Consider the following 18,814-nt stretch of genomic DNA (forward strand, 5'->3'; position numbering starts at 1 on the left):
CGGGAGGAGAACTGCGCTTCGGGCTGACGAATACGCTGCATCCGTCCTCCCGAGGCGCAGTTCTCCTCCGCAGCAGCCCCGCGCGAGCGACCGGATGCCGTCAGCCGGCGAGCACCCGAGCATCCCGCTGCGCGATGATGCTCAGCTCTGCCGCCGTGAATGCGTGCGCCTGCGTCATCGCGAACTCGGTGCGGTCGAGGCAGTCGCGGATGAGCTGCCCGAAGAACGGGAACCCGGTCTTGCCGGTCGCGTCGAAGCGGAACTGACCGTCCTGATCGACGAGCAGCACCTGCCCTCCGCCGTTGTCGGTCGTGATGTCGGTGTACTTGCGCAGCTCGATGTATCCGTCGGTACCGAGCAGCACCGTGCGGCCGTCGCCGAAGACGTCGAGTCCCGCCGGGGTGAACCAGTCGACGCGGACATATCCGGTGGTGCCGTTGTCGAGCACCACGTGCGCGTCTCCGAAGTCCTGCAGCCCGGGGGTCTCGGGGTGCGCGTAATTGGCGACCGTCGAGCTGACGATCTCCCCGTCGGTCGCGCCCGTGTAATAGAGCATCTGCTCGAAGTTGTGGCTGCCGATGTCGCAGATGATGCCGCCGTACTGCTCGGGATCGTAGAACCACTCAGGGCGTCCTGCGCCGATGCGGTGCGGCCCGAAGGACGCCACCTGCAGCACCGTGCCGATCGCCCCCTGGTCGATCAGCTGCCCCGCGAGGATCGCCGCCTCCGAGTGCACGCGCTCGCCGTAGTAGACCGCGAACTTGCGACCCGTGCGCGCCACGGCGTCACGGGCGGCCTCGAGGTCGTCGATCGTCGTGATCGCGGGCTTGTCGGCGAAGAAGTCCTTGCCCGCATCGAGCACGCGCACTCCGAGAGGCGCCCGCTGATTCGCGATCGACGCGCTCGCGACGAGCTGCACCTCGGGGTCGTGGAGGACCTCCTGCTCGCTCGCGGCGACTCGTGCCTGCGGAAACCGCTCGACGAAGTCGGCGATCTTCGCGGGGTCCTCGTCATAGACGAGCGAGAGGGTCGCGCCGGCGTCGATGAGCTGCTCGACCATCCCGTGGATGTGTCCGTGCGCCAGGCCCACGGCCGCGAAGACGAACTCCCCGGGGCCGACGACCGGCTCGGGCAGCGGATCGAAGGTATAGGTGCGGGTCATCGGTCATTCTCCTCATCGGTCACGCGATCGGTCACGTCGCCATCGGTCACGTCATAGGTGCGCAGGCGTCCGCACATGCCGAAGCCGCGATCCCCCACCGAGGGTACGGCCTGGTGAACGCGGGCGTCGGCGAGGTGCGTCACCGAACCGGACGCGACGGCTTCGGCGAGCGCGAGCGACTGCTCGGCCTGGGCCAGCGGCCGCTCTCGCACGAGGTCTCCCCATGCCTCGGCACGATCGCGCACGAGCGCACCCGCGGCGGCATGGAACGCCTCGAGAGCAGCACGATCGCCGGCGACGACCGCATCCCGCAGCGCCTCGAATCCGGTCACGGCCAGGTCCCGACGTGCGGACGCACGCTCGGCTCGCTCGTTCTCGTCTCCGAGCGAGGCCGCCTCCGCATACGCAGCCGGGTCCGCCACGATCTCTGCGGGGAAGGTCATCACGGCATCCCCCGCCTCGGGCAGCCCGGCGTTGCTCATCAGCACGACGACCCGAAGGTCGCCGCGGTTCACGGCGCGATGGATGGTTCCCGGGGTGAACCACACCACCGATCCCGCCGCCAGGGCGGTCTCGCGGAAGCCGTCCGCGTCGATCGTCTGCAGCGCTCCCTCACCCGAGATCACCACGTATGCCTCGGTCGAGACGAGGTGCATGTGGGGGCTTCCGCCGCAGATGCCGTCGGGCGCCGCATCCGCATAGACGTCGAGATGCGACAGCGACGTGCCGCCGGGGAACGAGGATGCGGTCACGATGCCGCCTCGATCAGCGAGGTGGTCTTCTCGAAGAAGTGCGGAGCGTTCGCGACGAGCTGCCCGGCCCGGTAGTACGGGTCGGATGCCTCGATCGGCAGGGACACGAACCGGCGCTCGAAGCCCGCCTTGTAGATCGCCGTCACGACCTCGACCGCATTGCGTCCGTCGAGGCCGCCGGCGATCGGCGGCCTCCCGTCACGGATCGCGCCGAGCAGGTCACCGATCTGGCCTTCGTGCCCGAGGTGAGCGAGAGGTGTGCGCGCGGCGACGAGCGCCTCGATGCGCGCCACCACGTCGGAATCGCCTCCCTCTTCGGGGAATCCGTCCGCGCGAGCGCGCTCGGCGATGACCGAGAACGGCTGAGACACCCGGGCATTCGCGCCCTGGATGACGATCGCCTGTTCCTGCCCGTGGTGCACGACCGAGCTGGTGAGCTGGGCGAGGCCGCGGTCGTAGCGGAAGATCGCGACCGAGAGGTCCTCGACCTCGGCGTTGTCGTGCTGTGCATTGGCGAGCATCGCGGTGATCTCGCTCGGACTCCCCAGCAGCCACAGCAGCAGGTCGATGTGGTGGATGGCGTGGTTCAGGGTGCATCCCCCACCCTCCTTCTCCCACGTGCCGCGCCACCACAGGTCGTAGTAGGGCAGCCCCCGCCACCACGCCGAGTCGACGCGGACGTGCGAGATCGATCCGAGCAGCCCGGAGTCTACGACCTCCTTGAGGGTCGCGAGATCGTCGCGGAACCGGTTCTGGGCGACGACCGAGAGCACCGTGCCGGAGCGCTCCTGCGCCGCGAGCATCGCATCGCACTCTTCGAGCGACGGGGCCATGGGCTTCTCGACCAGCACGTGGATGCCGGCGTCGAGAGCCGCGATCGCGAGCGACGCGTGCGTCGACGGCGGGGTCGCGATGCTCACGATGTCGACCAGCCCGGAGGCGATCATCTCGAGCGGATCGTCGAACGTCGCGACGTCCGTCAGCCCGAAGGCCTCGGCCTTCTGCGAGGCCTTGCCGGAGATCACATCGGCGAGCGCCGCGATCTCACATTCGTCGGGGAACGAGAGGTATCCGTCGATGTGCGCGTCGGCGATCCCGCCGGTGCCGATGATTCCGATCCTGAGCATCCAGTGCCTCCTCGATGAGGTGTTACTACGTATTACTAAGACGTAGTAGATACTATCGAGAGAGACACCGGTCACGTCAAGCCCCGAAAGGACGGATGCCATGGAGAAGCGCCCGACGAGCCATGACGTCGCCCATCTCGCCGGGGTGTCGCAATCCACCGTGTCGTTCGTCTTCACGGGACGCGCCGGAATCTCCGAGGGCACCCGCGAGAAGGTGCTGCGCGCGGCATCCGAGCTCAACTACCGGCCGAACCTCGCCGCCCGATCGATGCGCACGCAGCGCACCGGCCGCCTCGCCGTCGTGGTGCCGATCGCGACGATGAATCCACTGACCCTGCTGGCGGGGGCCATCGCCGCCGCCCGCGATGAGGGATATGTCGTCGAGGTCGTCAGCCTGCCCGACGGCCCGGAGGAACGCCTCGAGCGTCTGACCGACGTGGTCGAGTCCGGGCAGTACGAGGGCGTGCTCGCGTTCACGCCGCTCCCGTTCACCGACACGACCGGCGGTGGGCCGATCGTGCTCTCGGTCGGCGAGTTCGACGACGCCATGCACATGACCGGCGAGTTCACCGACTCACGTCCGATCGCCGAGATGATCGAGCGGCTGGCAGCCCAGGGGCACCGACGGTTCATCCACCTCGCCGGGGCCGAGGACTTCCCCTCCGCACGAGCACGCCGCGACGCCTATCTCTCGACCATCGACCGACTCGGACTCGAGTCCCTCGGAGTCACCGACGGCGACTGGAGCGGCAAGGCGGGAGAGGATGCGATCGACGCCCTGCCCGACGATGCTCCCCCGCTCGCGGTGATCGCCGCGAACGACGTCATCGCGACCGGCGCGATCCGGGCCGCCACCAGGCGAGGGTGGAAGCTCCCGCACGAAGTCGCCGTGACCGGCTGGGACGATCACCCCCAGAGCGCGTTCCTCGTCCCCTCGCTCACGAGCGTCTCGCAGGACCGCGAACGTCTCGGCGCCTACTCGATGCACCGACTCGTCGCGGCGGTGCGAGGTGGCGAGCCGCCCGAGAAGCCCGACGGACTGCTCACCATCGTGTGGCGCGAGTCGACAGAGTCCCTTCAGTGACTAGCGTGGAAGCGGAGGCCCCCATGAAGATCCTGATCCCGAACACCATCGAACTGCCGGTGAAAGCCGACGTCGAGGCTGTCGTCTACGACATCGAAGCAGCCGTCCCGGAGGAGCACCGCGACGCCGAGGTGCTGGTCGTCTGGCACAACTCGTCGGAATGGCTGAAGGAGGCCGCCCGCGTGCTCCCCCGGCTCCGGCTCGTGCAGGCTCTCGCCTCCGGTGCCGATGTCGTGCTGAACGCCGGGTTCGGTGATGATGTGCGCGTCTGCTCCGGTCGTTCGCTGCACGACGGTCCTGTCGCCGAGCACGCACTGACGCTGATCCTCAGCGCGGTGCGGCGCCTCGATCGGCTCCACGATGCGCAGCGCGAGCACCGCTGGGACGAAGATTTCAACGACGTGCAGAGCGCTCCGAACACGCAGCAGTCCTACACACTCGCAGGCGCGCGGGTCACGATCTGGGGCTTCGGCTCGATCGCCGGGGCGCTCGCTCCCGTCCTCACGGCGCTGGGCGCAGACGTGCAGGGCATCGCCCGCACCGCAGGCACCCGATCGGGTTACCCGGTGCACGCGGATGCCGACGCCACGGCGATCCTCGCAGAGACCGACGTGCTCGTCTCGATCCTCCCCGCCACAGCCGAGACCACCGACCTGTTCGACACCGAGGTCTTCGGTGCACTCAAGCCCGGAGCGGCCTTCGTGAACGTCGGCCGGGGCGCGACGGTCGATGAGAGCGCCTTGATCGCGGCACTCGAGTCGGGCCGGCTGCGCGCCGCCGCCGTCGACGTCACCAAGTCGGAACCCCTTGCGGCATCCGATCCGCTGTGGGATGCGCCGAACCTGCTCATCACGCCGCACATCGCCGGCAACCGGCCGGTCGGCGCCGCGCACCTGGTCGACCAGAACGTGACCCGCCTGCACGCCGGCGACGACCTCGTCAACCAGGTGCGCCCGTAGGGTCTGGACACCGCGCGGCGAGCGGCGCATGCTGAACGCATGACCGCCTTTCAGACCACGCACGCGTTCAGCGGATTCAGCGTCGACGACATCGACGCCGCCCGCTCCTTCTACGGCGACACCCTCGGGTTGGATGTCACCACCAATGCCATGGGCTTCCTCGACATCAGCCTGCCCGATGGCGGCTCGATCCTCGTCTACGCCAAGCCGAATCACACGCCGGCGAGCTTCACGATCCTCAACTTTCCCGTCGACGACATCGACGCGGCGGTCGATGACCTCAACGGGCGCGGAGTCGTGACCAAGATCTACCCCGATTCGGACTTCGACACCGACGACAAGGGCATCCTTCGCGGTGGCCCCGATCGCGGCCCCGACATCGCGTGGTTCACCGACCCTGCGGGCAACGTGCTCGCGGTGATGTCAGCCGCCTGAGCGACGCGGCCACCACGACAGGTCAGGGCGTGCGTGTGCTCGACACGATCAGCGCGCGCCCCAGTGCGGCGGCTCCCAGGAGTTCGACGGCAGCGGGAGCAGATGCATCTCTTCGAGAGCTAGCTCCGCTGCGATCGGATCCGCGTCCTCGACCGCGCGACCCAGACGACCCCACCCGGTCTCGAGCATCGCCCAGTTCGGCTCGCGATCGCCTGCCGTGATGCGGATCTGGTAGCTCATCGGGGTCATCGCCGCGCGCGCGAGTGAGGCCAGCGCGGCATTGGCGCAGCGTCCGAGCAGCAACTCGTACATCTCGATCCCCAGACGCAGGTGCTCATGCGTGTCTCGCGCCGTGAGAGCCGACTCGACCCTGCGGACGATCGCGGCGAATGCCGCCCGGTCGGTGTCGTCGAACGCACCCACCGTGGTTCGGGTCACTCCGCCCATCACCACGCCCAGAGTCTGGATGAACGATTCCACGTGCTCGGGGTCGGGCTTCACGACACGCGTGTAGCTCTGCGCAGCCGACTCGACGAGCCCTTCCATCGCCAGGCCCTGCAGGGCGTCGCGAATCGGTGTCCGCGAGATGCCCAGCCACTGCTGCAGCTCTTTGTCATCGAGGCGCTCGCCCGGCTTCAGCGTGCCGTCGAGAATGGCGTCGCGGATCGCGTCGTGGGCTTCATCACGCAGAAGCCGTCGCTGGACGGTCGGCTTCGAATCATTGGGAACCGGCATGTGGCTTCCTGCTCGGGGGTCGGGAACGCTGCAGCACAGGTTACCGGTCTGCCGTCGCTCAGATCTCCGTCCTCAGGCGAGCAGCCCGTCGAACAGCACGTTCATGGCAGGGTCGACGCGCTGCAGCTCCGGGTGCGCGTCGTGCCAATCGATGATCTCTCTCGCCGCGGTGTGCAGGGGCACGACCGGGTTGAATTCGGGCACGACCCGGCGGATCTTCGTGTTGTCGAAGATGACCGAGTGCGCCATGTCGCCGGTGAGCTGACCGGCACGGTCGGGCGCAGCATCCTCGATCGCCGCGCTCGTGGCGTAGCGGATCTTCGGCTCGGCACCCGCCGCACGTCCGAGGATCGAGTAGATGTCGTTCCAGGTGTAGACGAAGTCGCTGGTGATCTGGAAGGTGTCGCCGTAGGCGAGCGGGTTGCCGAGCAGCCCCGCGAAGCCCACCGCGAAGTCGCTCGAGTGCGTGAGCGTCCAGAGCGACGTGCCATCGCCATGCACGATGATCTCCTCGCCGCGGCGGATGCGGTCGATCGCCGTCCATCCGCCGAAAGCAGGGATCGTCCACTTGTCGTACGTGTGCGACGGACGCAGCACCGTGACCGGGAAGCCGCGGTCACGGTAGGCGGCTTCGAGCAGATCCTCGCAGGCGATCTTGTCGCGCGAGTACTGCCAATACGGATTGCGCAGCGGCGTGGACTCGGTGATCGGCAGGCGCGCCACGGGCTTCTGATACGCGGAGGCCGAGCTGATGAAGACGTACTGCCCCGTGCGGCCCTCGAAGCGATCGATGTCACGCTGCACCTGGTCGGGGGTGAAGGCGATCATGTCTGCGACCACGTCGAACTCGCGGCCGGCGAGGGCGGCGTCGACCGCCGCGGCATCCGAGACATCGGCGGTCAGCACCTCGACGCCCTCGGCGGGCTCACGACGCGACTGCCCACGGTTCAGCAGGGTCACCTCCATGCCCCGAGACGCGGCGAGCGCGCTCGCCGCAGAGGAGATGATCCCTGTCCCACCGATGAACAACACCTTCGTCGCAGTCATGCCTTCGACTCTATCGACGGGTCAGGCGCAGGGCTCCGATCACTGCCCGTTGCGGCAGACTGATCGCATGGCCCCTCGCTCCCGCCTGCTGGCACGCTCCTGGTTCGCGATCGTCGCCCTGATCGGCGTCATCGGCTTCGCCCTCCAGTTCTACCTGCTGTTCACCGGCGGCGCCGACGCGAACTCGGGCGAGACCGGAGCGACCGCACCGCTGGGCGTCAGGTTCTTCCGCCTGTTCAGCTTCTTCACGATCCAGAGCAACGTGTTCGTGCTCGTCGCGTCGCTGCTGCTCGTCTTCCGCCCGCGCCTCGGACCGGTGATGCGCGTGATCTATCACGATGCCGTGTTGAGCATCGCGGTGACCGGACTGGTGTTCAGCTTCGTACTCGACCCCACGCTCGAGCTGCGCGGCGAGGCTGCGGTCGTCACGACGCTCTTCCACAACGTCATCCCCGTCGTGTTCCTCGCCGGGTGGCTGCTGTGGGGACCCCGCAGACTCTGGACGTGGCGCAGCACCCTGTGGGCCTTCGCGTGGCCGCTCGCCTGGATCATCGGATGCTTCGCCGTCGGCGCGGCGACGGGCTGGTACCCCTATGCGTTCCTCGACCCGTCGATCGCAGGACTCGGCGCCGCGGTCGGAGGCGCCGCGATCGTGTTCGGACTCGCGGTCGTGCTCGCCCTGATCACGCTGCTGATCGATCGCAAGGTTCCCGCGATCACCGCATCCGGAGACACGCGCCGCGATGATCGCGGCGAGGCAGCGCTCACCGCGGCGAGGCGCTAGCCGCAACAAGCCTCAGACGACGGTGGCACCGCGGGTGGCCGCGTACACGCGCGATCGCGGCGGACTCAGGCGAGCTGCTCGAAGAGCGCGCGAACTGTCGTCTCGGTGGCTTCCGGTTCTCCCTTGAGTATCGCCCGTGCAGCCGCTCCGGCCGCAGTCGAGTGCGCCTGCGTCGTGGCGTCACGAGGTGCGCCCTCCGAGAGCTGCAACGCGCACTGAGCGAGAATCGTGCTCTCCACGAGATGTCTCGCCTGTCGAGGATGCTCGACGAGGTCGGCCACGGCGGCGAGGAACGCGATCGCTGCCGCATTGCGGTCGGCTGCCGCGTCTGCGCGACCGATCAGTGCGAGATACTCCGCGAGCTCCGAGCGGACCTCGTCCGCAGCCGTGGGAAGAGTCCTTCTGAGCGCTGCGCCGGCGAGCACGCCGGCATAGCCGATCGCCGCACGCGACTCGGGGGTCATGAAGTCGGCGACCTTCGTGTACCGGGCGGGAGTGACCTCCACCAGTCCGATGTCGCGAAGCCGGATGATCGCCTCGCGGATCGGATTCAGCGACATGTCGAGCTCCCTGGCGAACCGGGTGGTGTTGAGCGTGTCGCCTGACGCATACTCTCCCCGGAGTATCGCCGCGAGGATGTGCTGGAAAGCCCGTTCAGGCAGCGGAACGGACCCGTGATGGATCCACTGTCGCGCCCGCGGCTCGGCATAGGCGATGGTCATTGTTGCTCCCCGGGTCCGTCGTGGACGCCCCCGTGCGTAGGAGCCCCTACTGAACAGACTCGCTGCGGGCCAAAATATTACGCCGAGCCGCCGATACGCCTCAGACGACGGTGGCGCCGGGGGTGGCCGCGAACTCCTCGAGAGCTGCGATGAGGTCGACCGAGAGCACGACCTGGCTCGCCGCGACCGCGTCGTCGATCTGGCCGGTGCGCGATGCGCCGATGATCGCGGTGGTCACCACCGGATCGCGCAGCACCCAGGCGATCGCGAGCTGCGGGATCGACAGGCCCGCGTCCTTGGCGACGTGGTCGATGCCGCGGATGCGCTCGAGATAGCTGTCGGTCAGTGCCGAACCGTTGAGGAAGTGGCTGTTCGCCGCACGCGAGTCGGCAGGGACGTCGCCGTCGATGTACTTGCCGGTGAGCAGCCCCTGGGCCAGCGGCGAGAACACCGCGCTGCCGACCTTCAGCTCGCGCAGCACGGGGAACAGCTCAGCCTCGGGCGTGCGGTCGAACAGCGAGTATCGGGGCTGGTGCAGCAGCAGCTTCACGCCCTGCTCGGCCAGCAGCTCGTAGGCCCGACGGGCGAGCTCGGCCGGGTAGTTCGAGATGCCGACGTACAGCGCCTTGCCGCTGCGCACGATGTCGGCGAGGGCCGTGACCGTCTCTTCGAGCGGGGTCTCGGGGTCGGGGCGGTGCGAGTAGAACACGTCGACGTAGTCGGTCTTCATGCGCTGCAGGCTCTGCTCGAGCGAGCGCGTCAGGTACTTGCGCGATCCGCCGTCGCCGAAGGGGCCGGGCCACATGTCGTAGCCTGCCTTGGTCGTCACGAAGAGCTCGTCGCGGTAGCGGGCGAGGCCGCTGTCGAGAACGGCGCCGAACGTCGACTCGGCCGAGCCGTAGGGCGGGCCGTAGTTGTTGGCGAGGTCGATGTGCACGACTCCACGGTCGAACGCATGCAGCACGATCTCACGCTGGCTGTCGAAGGTGCGGTCGCGGCCGAAGTTCTGCCAGAGGCCCAGCGACACCTTGGGGAGCTGCACCCCGCTGGCACCGGCCCGCTGGAAAGGCACATCGTCGTACCGGGTGGAGGCGGCCTCGAAGGGGCTCGTCAGGCGGGGGTCATCGGCAGCGATGGGCATGAGGGATGCTCCTAGATTCGAGGCGGGGGAAGGCCTTCAGGATAGCGCTTGCCGCACCGCGGACCGGGACTCGCCGTGATCTGCGATCGTCAGGGCTCCGTCCCGAACTCGCCTGCTCCGACCGAGCCCTGTCAAGGACTCCGACGAAGTCGGACGGTCGAGGTAACGTGGCGCGGAGTCGGCGAACATCGCATCCGTCCCCGCTGTGCGCGGGATATGAGAAGAGGTCCATGATGGGCGGGACCCCACCGTCGAAGCTCTCCGGCACGTCGAACGCCATCGTCGTGACCGGAGCACGTGTGCACAATCTTCGTGACGTGAACGTCGCGATCCCCCGCGACGCCCTCGTCGCCTTCACGGGTGTCTCGGGTTCGGGAAAGAGCTCCCTCGCATTCGGCACCCTCTACGCCGAGGCCCAACGTCGGTACTTCGAATCGGTGGCGCCCTATGCGAGGCGCCTGATGAGCCAGGTCGACATCCCCGACGTCGACGCCATCGCGGGGCTGCCCCCGGCTGTCGCCCTCCCCCAGCAGCGCACCGCCGGGAGTGCTCGATCGACGGTCGGCAGCGCCACGTCGATCGGCAACGTCGTGCGGATGCTGTTCTCACGCGTCGGCACCTACCCGCCGGGGGCAGACCCCTTGCTCGCCGAAGACTTCTCGGCGAACACCGTGCAGGGCGCCTGCCCTCGGTGCCACGGGATCGGACAGGTGTACGACGTGCCCCTTCACCTCATGGTCCCCGACGAGTCGCTGTCGATCCGCGATCGCGCTCTCGACGCCTGGCCGAGGGCGTGGCACGGCAAGCAGCTCATCGACAGCCTGATCTCCCTCGGCTACGACATCGACATCCCGTGGCGCGAGCTGCCCGAGGAGCAGCGCCAGTGGGTGCTGTACACCGAGGAGTCCCCTCAGGTGCCGGTGTTCACCGACCGCGGTCCGGCGCAGGTGCGCAAGGCCGTGGCCGCCGGCATCGAACCGTCGTACATGAGCACGTTCGTCGGCGTGCGGCAGTACGTGCTCAACACCTTCGCCCACTCGAAGAGCGCGAAGATGCGAGAGAAGGCGGCGAGCTTCATGGTCAGCGTCCGCTGCCCGCTGTGCGACGGCCGCCGGCTGAAGCCCGAGGCCCTCGCCGTAACGTTCGCCGGTCTCGACATCACCGAGATGGCCGGGCTGCCGCTCGCCGATCTCGCCGCTCTCCTCGAGACGGCACTGGATTCATCCGGGCGCGGGTCTGCTGATGCATCCGATGGCGAGACCCTCTCGCCCGAGAAGCAGCTCGCGGCGCATCGGCTGGTCGACGAGCTGCGCGATCGGGTCTCGCCCATCATCGAGCTCGGTCTCGGCTACCTGTCCCTGGATCGATCGACCCCCACGCTCTCGTCCGGGGAGTTGCAGCGGATGCGGCTCGCGACCCAGGTGCTCTCGCAGCTGTTCGGGGTCATGTTCGTGCTCGACGAACCGTCTGCCGGGCTCCATCCCGCCGACGGCGAAGCGCTCGTGCGCATCCTCCGCTCGCTCAGGGACTCGGGCAACACGGTCTTCTTCGTCGAGCACTCGCTCGATGTGATCCGGCATGCGGACTGGATCGTCGACATCGGCCCTGGAGCGGGAGCCACCGGGGGCGAGATCGTCTACTCCGGCCCGATCGACGGGCTCCGAAAGGCGGAGCGCTCCCAGACTCGGCGGTACCTGTTCGCCGATGAGCTGCGCGCCGAACAGCCGACGACGCCGAAGCCTGCCTCTCGCGAGCCTGACGGCGAGCTCGTTCTCACCGATGTCTCACGGAACAACCTCCGCAGCGTGTCGGTCTCGATCCCTCTCGGCTGCCTCACCGCCGTCACCGGGGTCTCGGGATCGGGCAAGTCGTCTCTCGTCACCCAAGCTCTGCCCGATCTGCTGCACAAGAGCCTGTCCAGCGAGGTCGACAGCGCGATCGACGCATCGAGCGAGACGCAGAGCAGCACGGCAGCGGATCCGCTGTTCTCCTCGCCGACGGCCGAGACCACAGGGCGCGCTTCCGGTCCTGCCAGCCGCGTGCGGCGCGTCGTGCAGGTCAGTCAGAAGCCGATCGGCCGCACGTCACGATCGAACGTGGCGACGTATACGGGCCTCTTCGACCGTGTCCGCGCTCTGTTCGCCGCGACTCCGGAAGCACGTCGGCGGCGATATGCCGCGAGCCGGTTCTCGTTCAACCTGGCCAGCGGGCGATGCCCCACCTGCAAGGGCGAGGGCACGGTCGAGGTGGAGCTGCTCTTCCTCCCCACCGTCCATGCCCCCTGCAGCACGTGCGGCGGCACCCGCTACAACCCCGAAACCCTCGAGATCGAGCTCCACGGGCACACCATCGCCGACGTCCTCGCCCTGAGCGTGAACGACGCGCGTGTTCTCTTCGCAGACGACGCCGACGTCGCGCGACACCTCGATGCCTTGCTCGATGTAGGCCTCGGATACCTGCCGCTGGGCCAGTCGGCGACAGAGCTCTCCGGCGGCGAGGCACAGCGCGTGAAGCTGGCGTCCGAGCTCCGACGCGCCCAGCACGGCGACACCCTCTACCTGCTCGACGAGCCCACCTCGGGACTGCATCCGTCGGACACCGATCGGCTGCTCGTGCATCTTCGGCATCTGGTCGACGCCGGCAACACGGTCGTGATGGTCGAGCACGACATGCGTGTGGTCGCTCAGGCCGACTGGGTGATCGACATGGGCCCAGGGGCCGGCGACCTCGGAGGCACGGTCGTGGCGCAGGGAACTCCGCGCGCGATCGCCTCGGCTAGCGGGAGCACGACTGCTTCGTACCTTGCGGACGCGCTCGCAGCGCAGGACCCCAGAGTCAGCGCCTGAAAACAGAAAATCCCTGCCGAGGCAGGGATTTCATCTGCGGAGACGAGGGGATTTGAACCCCTGGTCCCCGTGAGGGGACTCCACCTTAGCAGGGTGNACTACGACGGAATTGCGGCACCCTGACGCGCCCCGATCAGCATGCTTGTCGCGAACTCGACACCAGGGTTGCCGCGGCCGTCCCCGGCGGAGTATTCGCGCCCAAATGTCGCACTTCGTGCGGGTAATGTGTGGCGCCTGCGACGGTAGTGGCGAAGAGCCGCCCGGGGAATTCCCGAGCGGCTCTCAGGCCGAATCCGCTAGTCGTTGGTGACGGTGAAACCCTGCTTGCTTCCGTACTCGGTACTGACGTCCTGCCAGGCGGTCAGCCCTTCGAGGAGATCGGTCTTTTTCGCGTACGACTGTCCCACGGTGTCCGAGTAGACGCTGTTCGCGTAGGCCTGGAACGGAAGATATTTCCATCCGGACACGACGTCCTTCGACCCTTGCACGAGCACCTCGTTGATCTTCTGACCTCCGAAGTAGTCGCTGGTGTAGTTGAGGAACTCGTCAGCCTCGAGGTCGGCGACGGTCGAGGGGAAGCCTCCGCCAGCCGCGTGAATCGCTGCGCCCTCGGGACCGTTCAAGAACTGCATGAAGCCGTAGGCGACGAGCTTGTTCTTGCTCTGCGCGATGAGCGCATCTCCGCCGCCGCCGTTCTCGGCGTTCGCTGCTGCGCCGCCGTCATACGTGGGCACCGGAGCGACCCTCCACTGTCCTGCGCCAGCGGGTGCGCCGTTCTCGAGGTTGCCCGGCATCCAGGCACCGGTCACGAGGCTCGCGATCGATCCCTCGCCGAGCGCGCGGAACCACTCGTCGCTCCAGTTGGGGATCGGGGACACCAGATCCTCCTGGACCATCTGGTTCCAGACCTCGGTCCACTTCTGCGTGCCTTCATCGTCCGCGAAGTTGATATTGACGGTCTCGCCCTCACCGCTGTAGGGCTGGCCGCCGGCCTGCCAGATCATGCTCTCGGTGAAGCCAGGGTCGCCGATGTCGTTGATGATGTACTTCGACGGATCGGCCGCATGGATCTTCCGCGCCGCGTCGAGATACTCGTCCCACGTCTTCGGCACAGCGATGCCCAGACCCTCGAAGACATCGGCACGGTAGAACATCGCCATGGGACCGGAGTCCTGGGGAAGGCCGTAGATGCCGTCCTGGATTGCGACCGACCCCCATGTACCAGGCGTGTACTGGTCTTCCAGCTCGGCGGCTCCGTACCCGGTGAGGTCCTGGAGCGAGTCCGAGAGAGCGAACTGCGGGAAGGCGTAGTACTCGATCTGCGCGACGTCGGGCGCGCCCGTGCCCGCCTTGATCGCGTTCTGCAGCTTCGTGTAGTGATCGTTGCCCGTTCCGACGTTCTCGAGCTTCACGTCGATCTTCGGGTACTTCTCCTCGAACGCCTCGACGATGTCCTCCGCCTGCGGCGCCCAGGTCCAGAAGGTGATGCTGCTCTCCTTCTGCAAGGCGGCGTCGATCTCCGCCTGCGTGGCTTTCGTGACGTCGCCGCCGCCGTCGGGCGAGGCGCTCGGTGCGCAAGCGGCGAGCGAAGCCGCGAGGAGGCCGGCGGCACCGACAACAGCCGCGACGCGTCGGGCGTGAAGATATCGGGTCATGAGGGTGTTCCTTTCACTGCGTTGTGTGGATGGGGCAAGGGGTCACTGCTTGACGCTGCCGGCGGCGAGGCCGGACTGCCAATAGCGCTGGAGGAAGAGGAAGACGACGATGATGGGAATGATCGTCAGGAGAGAGCCGGTGATGACGAGGTTGAAGATGGCCTCGCCGCCGGCGGTCGATGCCTGGGCGTTCCACGCGTTGAGGCCGACCGTGAGCGGGTACCACGTCGAATCGCTGAGCATGATCAGCGGAAGGAAGTAGTTGTTCCACGTGGCGACGATGGTGAACAGGAGCACCGTGACGAACCCCGGGGCGAGCAGACGTGCGGAGATGGTGAAGAAGGTGCGGAACTCACCCGCTCCGTCGATCCGAGCCGACTCCAGGAGCTCGGTCGGCACCGCATCGACGGCATAGACCCAGATCAGGTAGAGACCGAACGGGCTGATGAGCGAGGGAAGGATGATCGCCAGGGGCGTGTTGGTCAAGCCGAGCTGGCTGAACATCAAAAAGGTCGGCACGGCGAGCGCCGTACCCGGGACGGCGACCGCACCCAAGACCACCGCGAACACGGCGCGGCGCCCGGGGAACTGGAACTTGGCGAGCCCGTATCCGGCCAACGTCGCCAACAACGTCGCTCCGCCGGCGCCCACCACGACGTAGAGGACCGTATTACCGAACCACCTCAGGAACGCGCCGTCGTCGTAGGTGAGAGTTTGGACGATGTTGTCCCAGAGGGCGAAGTCCCCGGAGAACCACAGGCCGAAGCTCGAGAGCAGCGCATCCTGCGTCTTGGTCGAGCTGACGACCAGCCAGAACAGCGGCAGCAGTGCATAGAGCGCGAGGACCGCCATCACCACGGTCAGGATGATCGATCGACGAGGCTGAAGAGCCCCGTTCGCCCTGGCTAGCGAAGGCCGAGAAGACTCCTTTCGGAGGCGGGGCATCACGAGCGTGCGAGTCTCAGACATCATCGGTCGCCCTTTCTGGTGCCGCTCAGCTGCACGACGTAGGCGATGACCATGGTGACGACAGCCATGATGATTGCGACGGCGGCGGAGTAGTTGAACTGCTGCCCGGCGAACGACAGGTTGTACGCGTACATGTTCGGAGTGAAGTAACTGGTGATGGCGTTCGGGGCGAGCGATTGAAGGATGTCGGGCTCGTTGAACAGCTGGAAGCTCCCGATCACAGAGAAGATCGCGGCGATGACGATGGCGCCGCGAATCGCCGGCAGCTTGATGTACCGGATGACGCGGAACGCTCCGGCGCCGTCCAAGGACGCTGCTTCATAGAGGTCATGGGGAATGACGCGAAGAGCGGCATAGAAGATCAACATGTTGTATCCGACGAACTCCCACGTGACGATGTTGCCGATAGCGGCCAGAATCAGCTCGCTCGACAGTGGCGAGGGAAGCTCGATTCCGAACGCATCGTTGATGTTGCCGACGAGCCCGAAACGCGGTCCGAAGATGAATCCCCACATGAGGGCGGCGACCACGGCGGGCACGGCATAGGGGAGGAAGAGCGAGATGCGGAAGAACCCGGAGAGACGGAGTCTTCCGCTGTCGATCGCGAGAGCGGCGATGAGGGCGATGCCCAACATCAGCGGCACCTGCACCAGGAGGAAGACGACGACCCGGCCGAGCGACTCCCAGAATTTTGAATCAGCAAGCGCTTCCGCATAGTTCTCGAACCCGACGAACTCGACCCCGCCGATCAACTGCTCCCGGAAGAGACTGAGATAGATCGAGTAGATCACCGGAGCCACGAGGACGAGTGCGAACACCGCCAAGAACGGTCCGACGAACGCCCATCCCGTCCATGATCGGCGGTCGCGTCGCACACCGCTCGACCGCCGCGAAACCTCCCCAGACACCATTGTCATTTCTTCCCAATCCGATTTCTTAATTATCGTATTTTAACACTACATGCCGTCGCTGGCAAATTCTTGTCCGTTATCGGCTGGCACGCGCTTCGGCGATGACGCTCAGCAGCTCGGCTGCTGTGTGCGCCGGATCGTCGGAACCGGTGAGCGCACTGCCGATGCCCAGGGCGACCGCTCCGGCCCGCATCCACTCCGCTGCGTTCTCGGGATCGACTCCCCCTGTCGGCACCAGCGGAAGGTCAGGGAGGGCGGTGAGGACGTCGCGCATCGCGGCCGGAGTCCAGAGCGAGGCGGGGAACAGCTTCACGAAGGTCGCCCCCCAGTTCAGCGCCTGAACCGCTTCTGTCGGTGTGGCCGCGCCCGGGAGTACAGGCACTCCTGCGTCGACGGCGGCGCGGATGACGTCGCGGTCCGTGGTCGGCGTGACGACGAAGCGGGCGCCGGCATCGACTGCCGACTCGACGTCGCCGACAGACAGTGCGGTACCCACGCCCACCATCGTTCCGGCGGGGGCCCGACTGACAGCATCCCGAATGACGCCGAGCGCCCCGGGAGTGACGAGCGACACCTCTACCGCAGCCAAGCCGCTCCTGATCAGCGTCGCGACGTTCGCGGCAGCGACCTGCGTACTCGCCGCCCTGACGATCGCCACCACACCTTGGTCTCGGATGACGTCCTCCGCCCTCATATCCTCAGCCCTCATGACCTTGACCCTCACTCTTCACGTCCGATAGAAGCGGATGCTGCGGTGCCCGAATGCCCTCGACAGCCCCGACGTCACCCATCGTTTCCACGACCCGGGACGCGACGACGGCAGCACGCGCGGCGCACTCCTCGAACGTCAGCTGATCGAGGAACCCGCTGATGAAGCCTGCGGCGAAGGCATCGCCCGCCCCCACGGTGTCTCGAACGGCAGCGACGACGCTTGGCTGATGGAAGCTTCCGTCAGTACGGTGGACGATCGCTCCGGCGGCGCCATCCTTGACCACCACGACGCGACACCCGGTGCCGAGCAATCGTTCGACGGCATCTTCAGGTTCGGTGCCGGCGAGAAGGGCCAGCTCGAAACGGTCTCCGATGGCGATGTCGGCGCGGCCGCGAAGGCCGGACAGCGCCTCGGCGAACGCGGCCGGATCGCCGAGAGCGGACCGGTAGTTGGGGTCGACCACAACGATCGCTCCGTTCGCGCGCGCGAGTTCGACTGCACGCTCGACAGCGCGGCGCGCCGACAGCGACCGCACGGCAGTGATGCCCGTAACGAAGACGACGCTGACCTCGCTCCGCCATGCCGCCTCGACGTCCTGCACGGATAACGCTGTGGCGGCGGAGCCCTGGCGGAGATGCACGGCGTCGACGCCGTGCGGCCCGCGGACCAGCACCCCTGTGGGGCGGGAGTCGCGAAGGACAAACTCCCCCACACCCCACTCGCTGAGCTGATTCGCGACACTGTCCCCGAGCGGATCGTGCCCCACCCGGGTGACGAGGATGGCGTCGTGGCCCAGGTGCGCGCAGGCGGTGGCGACGTTGGCCTCGCTCCCCGCGACTACTCTGCAGTACTCGACCGCGGTCCTGGGTGATGGCGAATCAGTGGACAGGAACACGGCGAGAGTCTCGCCGAGCGTGAAGAGCGTACCCGTCACGTCGCGACCGTGGTGCTCTGGCCGCCATCGACGGGAACAGCCGCTCCGGTGACGTACGACGCAGCGTCACTCGCGAGGAAGCAGATGACGTTCGCCACCTCGTCCGGGGTACCCATGCGACCCAGCGTCGCCTGGGCGATCGCGGCCGCACGCCCGGCCTCATCGGCGTGATCCCAGATCCGCGTCTCGATCGATCCGGGAAGGACCGCGTTCACCCGCACTTCTGGCGCATATTCGAGCGACAACTGTCGGCTGAGCGCGACCACCCCGCCCTTGGCCGCGGCATAGGCAGAGTACCCCGGCCAGGCGAAGTTCGCGTGTACGCTCGCCACGTTGACCATGCTCCCGCGCTGCGCGGTCAGTGCATCGTGAAACGTCTTCATCGAACGCCAGACAGCGTTGAGGGTGACATCGACCTGGCGTGCCCAGTCGATCTCCGACAGCTCATGGGCTGGCGAGAGCACATGGAAGAAGGCGTTGTTGACGATCTTCCCGGGAAGGCGCTCCGCGCTGCGGAGCTCGACCTCGAGCGCCGCCCACCCTTCGGCCGACGAGACATCCAACAGGTGAGCGGTCGCGGCGCCGCCGGCCGCCCGGATCTCGTCCGCGACGAGCCTCGCTGCATCCAGGTCGATATCAGCGATGACGACGTCGTCGCCGGCTTGGGCGAGTGCCCGAGCCGTGGCAGCTCCGATGCCGTGCGCGGCTCCAGTGATGAGCGCCGTTGTCGAGGTGCGCGATGACATTTCGATCCTTTCTCACCGCCGGAGAACGTCGATGGACTCCATGACCGGCGATTGATAGTATAAACATACTTATGAGTCGTTAGTCACGCGTTC

General features: G+C 67.1%; 18 protein-coding genes. 5 read left to right on the top strand and 13 right to left on the bottom strand.

All coding sequences use genetic code 11. The features are described 5' to 3' along the window. Nucleotides 1–100: 100 nt before the first annotated feature. From ASF80_RS08305 to ASF80_RS08315, 3 genes are read right to left on the bottom strand one after another with little or no spacing between them, the layout of a single operon-like run. Nucleotides 101–1,162: a Gfo/Idh/MocA family protein gene (locus tag ASF80_RS08305; protein ID WP_056309742.1), complete on the bottom strand. Its 1,062-nt coding sequence runs from the start codon at nucleotides 1,160–1,162 to the stop codon at nucleotides 101–103. Then, nucleotides 1,159–1,914 carry a cupin domain-containing protein gene (locus tag ASF80_RS08310; RefSeq protein WP_056309744.1) on the bottom strand — a complete coding sequence of 252 codons (756 nt, stop codon included), beginning with the start codon at nucleotides 1,912–1,914 and terminating at the stop codon, nucleotides 1,159–1,161. Before ASF80_RS08310 ends, ASF80_RS08305 begins: the two co-directional genes overlap by 4 nt. After that, nucleotides 1,911–3,041, bottom strand: a complete 1,131-nt coding sequence (locus tag ASF80_RS08315; RefSeq protein ID WP_056309746.1) for a Gfo/Idh/MocA family protein — start codon at nucleotides 3,039–3,041, stop codon at nucleotides 1,911–1,913. The genes ASF80_RS08310 and ASF80_RS08315 overlap by 4 nt, the downstream gene beginning before the upstream one ends. 100 nt (nucleotides 3,042–3,141) lie before the next feature. Between ASF80_RS08315 and ASF80_RS08320 the strand changes: the two genes are divergently transcribed. Genes ASF80_RS08320 through ASF80_RS08330 form a run of 3 tightly spaced genes read left to right on the top strand, consistent with a single transcriptional unit; the run spans nucleotide 3,142 to nucleotide 5,519 of the window. After that, nucleotides 3,142–4,125: a LacI family DNA-binding transcriptional regulator gene (locus ASF80_RS08320; RefSeq protein ID WP_056309748.1), complete on the top strand. Its 984-nt coding sequence runs from the start codon at nucleotides 3,142–3,144 to the stop codon at nucleotides 4,123–4,125. Between the two features lie 23 nt (nucleotides 4,126–4,148). Then, entirely contained in the window at nucleotides 4,149–5,084 is a 936-nt protein-coding gene (locus ASF80_RS08325; RefSeq protein WP_056309750.1) for an NAD(P)-dependent oxidoreductase, read from the top strand. A gap of 39 nt (nucleotides 5,085–5,123) precedes the next feature. Beyond that, nucleotides 5,124–5,519, top strand: coding sequence for a VOC family protein (locus tag ASF80_RS08330; protein WP_056309753.1), 396 nt, complete (start codon nucleotides 5,124–5,126; stop codon nucleotides 5,517–5,519). A 48-nt stretch (nucleotides 5,520–5,567) separates the two neighbouring features. On the opposite strand, the gene ASF80_RS08335 is transcribed toward ASF80_RS08330, so the two are convergent. Together ASF80_RS08335 and ASF80_RS08340 are read right to left on the bottom strand one after the other, a co-directional pair. Then, nucleotides 5,568–6,254 carry a GntR family transcriptional regulator gene (locus ASF80_RS08335; protein WP_056309755.1) on the bottom strand — a complete coding sequence of 229 codons (687 nt, stop codon included), beginning with the start codon at nucleotides 6,252–6,254 and terminating at the stop codon, nucleotides 5,568–5,570. Between the two features lie 72 nt (nucleotides 6,255–6,326). Next, nucleotides 6,327–7,301: an NAD-dependent epimerase/dehydratase family protein gene (locus ASF80_RS08340; RefSeq protein ID WP_056309758.1), complete on the bottom strand. Its 975-nt coding sequence runs from the start codon at nucleotides 7,299–7,301 to the stop codon at nucleotides 6,327–6,329. Between the two features lie 67 nt (nucleotides 7,302–7,368). On the opposite strand from ASF80_RS08340, the gene ASF80_RS08345 reads away from it, so the two are divergent. Beyond that, the gene (locus ASF80_RS08345) at nucleotides 7,369–8,085 is read left to right on the top strand and encodes a Pr6Pr family membrane protein (RefSeq protein WP_056309761.1); all 717 of its coding nucleotides are present in this window, start codon (nucleotides 7,369–7,371) and stop codon (nucleotides 8,083–8,085) included. Between the two features lie 65 nt (nucleotides 8,086–8,150). Here the strand turns inward: ASF80_RS08345 and ASF80_RS08350 are convergent, their stop codons facing one another. Together ASF80_RS08350 and ASF80_RS08355 are read right to left on the bottom strand one after the other, a co-directional pair. Continuing rightward, nucleotides 8,151–8,807, bottom strand: a complete 657-nt coding sequence (locus ASF80_RS08350) for a GntR family transcriptional regulator (RefSeq protein WP_056309763.1) — start codon at nucleotides 8,805–8,807, stop codon at nucleotides 8,151–8,153. Between the two features lie 100 nt (nucleotides 8,808–8,907). After that, complete coding sequence (locus tag ASF80_RS08355) at nucleotides 8,908–9,948, bottom strand: aldo/keto reductase (protein WP_056309764.1); 1,041 nt, start codon at nucleotides 9,946–9,948, stop codon at nucleotides 8,908–8,910. A gap of 230 nt (nucleotides 9,949–10,178) precedes the next feature. Between ASF80_RS08355 and ASF80_RS08360 the strand changes: the two genes are divergently transcribed. Next, complete coding sequence (locus ASF80_RS08360) at nucleotides 10,179–12,794, top strand: excinuclease ABC subunit UvrA (protein ID WP_200934752.1); 2,616 nt, start codon at nucleotides 10,179–10,181, stop codon at nucleotides 12,792–12,794. Nucleotides 12,795–13,090: 296 nt separating this feature from the next. On the opposite strand, the gene ASF80_RS08365 is transcribed toward ASF80_RS08360, so the two are convergent. From ASF80_RS08365 to ASF80_RS08390, 6 genes are all read right to left on the bottom strand, one after another. Next, nucleotides 13,091–14,449: an ABC transporter substrate-binding protein gene (locus ASF80_RS08365; RefSeq protein ID WP_056309766.1), complete on the bottom strand. Its 1,359-nt coding sequence runs from the start codon at nucleotides 14,447–14,449 to the stop codon at nucleotides 13,091–13,093. A 42-nt stretch (nucleotides 14,450–14,491) separates the two neighbouring features. Next, nucleotides 14,492–15,394 (bottom strand): carbohydrate ABC transporter permease, encoded by a 903-nt coding sequence (locus ASF80_RS08370; protein ID WP_056311928.1) that lies wholly within the window; start codon nucleotides 15,392–15,394, stop codon nucleotides 14,492–14,494. A gap of 23 nt (nucleotides 15,395–15,417) precedes the next feature. After that, nucleotides 15,418–16,335 (bottom strand): carbohydrate ABC transporter permease, encoded by a 918-nt coding sequence (locus ASF80_RS08375; protein WP_056309769.1) that lies wholly within the window; start codon nucleotides 16,333–16,335, stop codon nucleotides 15,418–15,420. Between the two features lie 70 nt (nucleotides 16,336–16,405). Beyond that, on the bottom strand, nucleotides 16,406–17,038 hold the full coding sequence (locus ASF80_RS08380; protein ID WP_082488233.1) for a bifunctional 4-hydroxy-2-oxoglutarate aldolase/2-dehydro-3-deoxy-phosphogluconate aldolase: 633 nt from the start codon (nucleotides 17,036–17,038) through the stop codon (nucleotides 16,406–16,408). Beyond that, on the bottom strand, nucleotides 17,028–17,975 hold the full coding sequence (locus ASF80_RS08385) for a sugar kinase (RefSeq protein WP_056309775.1): 948 nt from the start codon (nucleotides 17,973–17,975) through the stop codon (nucleotides 17,028–17,030). The genes ASF80_RS08380 and ASF80_RS08385 overlap by 11 nt, the downstream gene beginning before the upstream one ends. Continuing rightward, nucleotides 17,972–18,721, bottom strand: a complete 750-nt coding sequence (locus ASF80_RS08390) for an SDR family NAD(P)-dependent oxidoreductase (RefSeq protein WP_056309778.1) — start codon at nucleotides 18,719–18,721, stop codon at nucleotides 17,972–17,974. The genes ASF80_RS08385 and ASF80_RS08390 overlap by 4 nt, the downstream gene beginning before the upstream one ends. Nucleotides 18,722–18,814: the final 93 nt, after the last annotated feature.

Origin of the sequence: Microbacterium sp. Leaf159 (assembly GCF_001423615.1) — a bacterium.
In the GTDB taxonomy this organism is placed as follows: domain Bacteria; phylum Actinomycetota; class Actinomycetes; order Actinomycetales; family Microbacteriaceae; genus Microbacterium.

Bases quoted from the DNA above. Each gene is read 5' to 3' on its own strand.
- ASF80_RS08355 (WP_056309764.1), bottom strand. From the start codon at position 9,948: ATGCCCATCGCTGCCGATGACCCCCGCCTGACGAGCCCCTTCGAGGCC.
- ASF80_RS08320 (WP_056309748.1), top strand. From the start codon at position 3,142: ATGGAGAAGCGCCCGACGAGCCATGACGTCGCCCATCTCGCCGGGGTG.
- ASF80_RS08365 (WP_056309766.1), bottom strand. From the start codon at position 14,449: ATGACCCGATATCTTCACGCCCGACGCGTCGCGGCTGTTGTCGGTGCC.
- ASF80_RS08375 (WP_056309769.1), bottom strand. From the start codon at position 16,335: ATGACAATGGTGTCTGGGGAGGTTTCGCGGCGGTCGAGCGGTGTGCGA.
- ASF80_RS08370 (WP_056311928.1), bottom strand. From the start codon at position 15,394: ATGCCCCGCCTCCGAAAGGAGTCTTCTCGGCCTTCGCTAGCCAGGGCG.
- ASF80_RS08360 (WP_200934752.1), top strand. From the start codon at position 10,179: ATGATGGGCGGGACCCCACCGTCGAAGCTCTCCGGCACGTCGAACGCC.
- ASF80_RS08345 (WP_056309761.1), top strand. From the start codon at position 7,369: ATGGCCCCTCGCTCCCGCCTGCTGGCACGCTCCTGGTTCGCGATCGTC.
- ASF80_RS08340 (WP_056309758.1), bottom strand. From the start codon at position 7,301: ATGACTGCGACGAAGGTGTTGTTCATCGGTGGGACAGGGATCATCTCC.
- ASF80_RS08315 (WP_056309746.1), bottom strand. From the start codon at position 3,041: ATGCTCAGGATCGGAATCATCGGCACCGGCGGGATCGCCGACGCGCAC.
- ASF80_RS08350 (WP_056309763.1), bottom strand. From the start codon at position 8,807: ATGACCATCGCCTATGCCGAGCCGCGGGCGCGACAGTGGATCCATCAC.
- ASF80_RS08390 (WP_056309778.1), bottom strand. From the start codon at position 18,721: ATGTCATCGCGCACCTCGACAACGGCGCTCATCACTGGAGCCGCGCAC.
- ASF80_RS08380 (WP_082488233.1), bottom strand. From the start codon at position 17,038: ATGAGGGCTGAGGATATGAGGGCGGAGGACGTCATCCGAGACCAAGGT.
- ASF80_RS08325 (WP_056309750.1), top strand. From the start codon at position 4,149: ATGAAGATCCTGATCCCGAACACCATCGAACTGCCGGTGAAAGCCGAC.
- ASF80_RS08330 (WP_056309753.1), top strand. From the start codon at position 5,124: ATGACCGCCTTTCAGACCACGCACGCGTTCAGCGGATTCAGCGTCGAC.
- ASF80_RS08335 (WP_056309755.1), bottom strand. From the start codon at position 6,254: ATGCCGGTTCCCAATGATTCGAAGCCGACCGTCCAGCGACGGCTTCTG.
- ASF80_RS08305 (WP_056309742.1), bottom strand. From the start codon at position 1,162: ATGACCCGCACCTATACCTTCGATCCGCTGCCCGAGCCGGTCGTCGGC.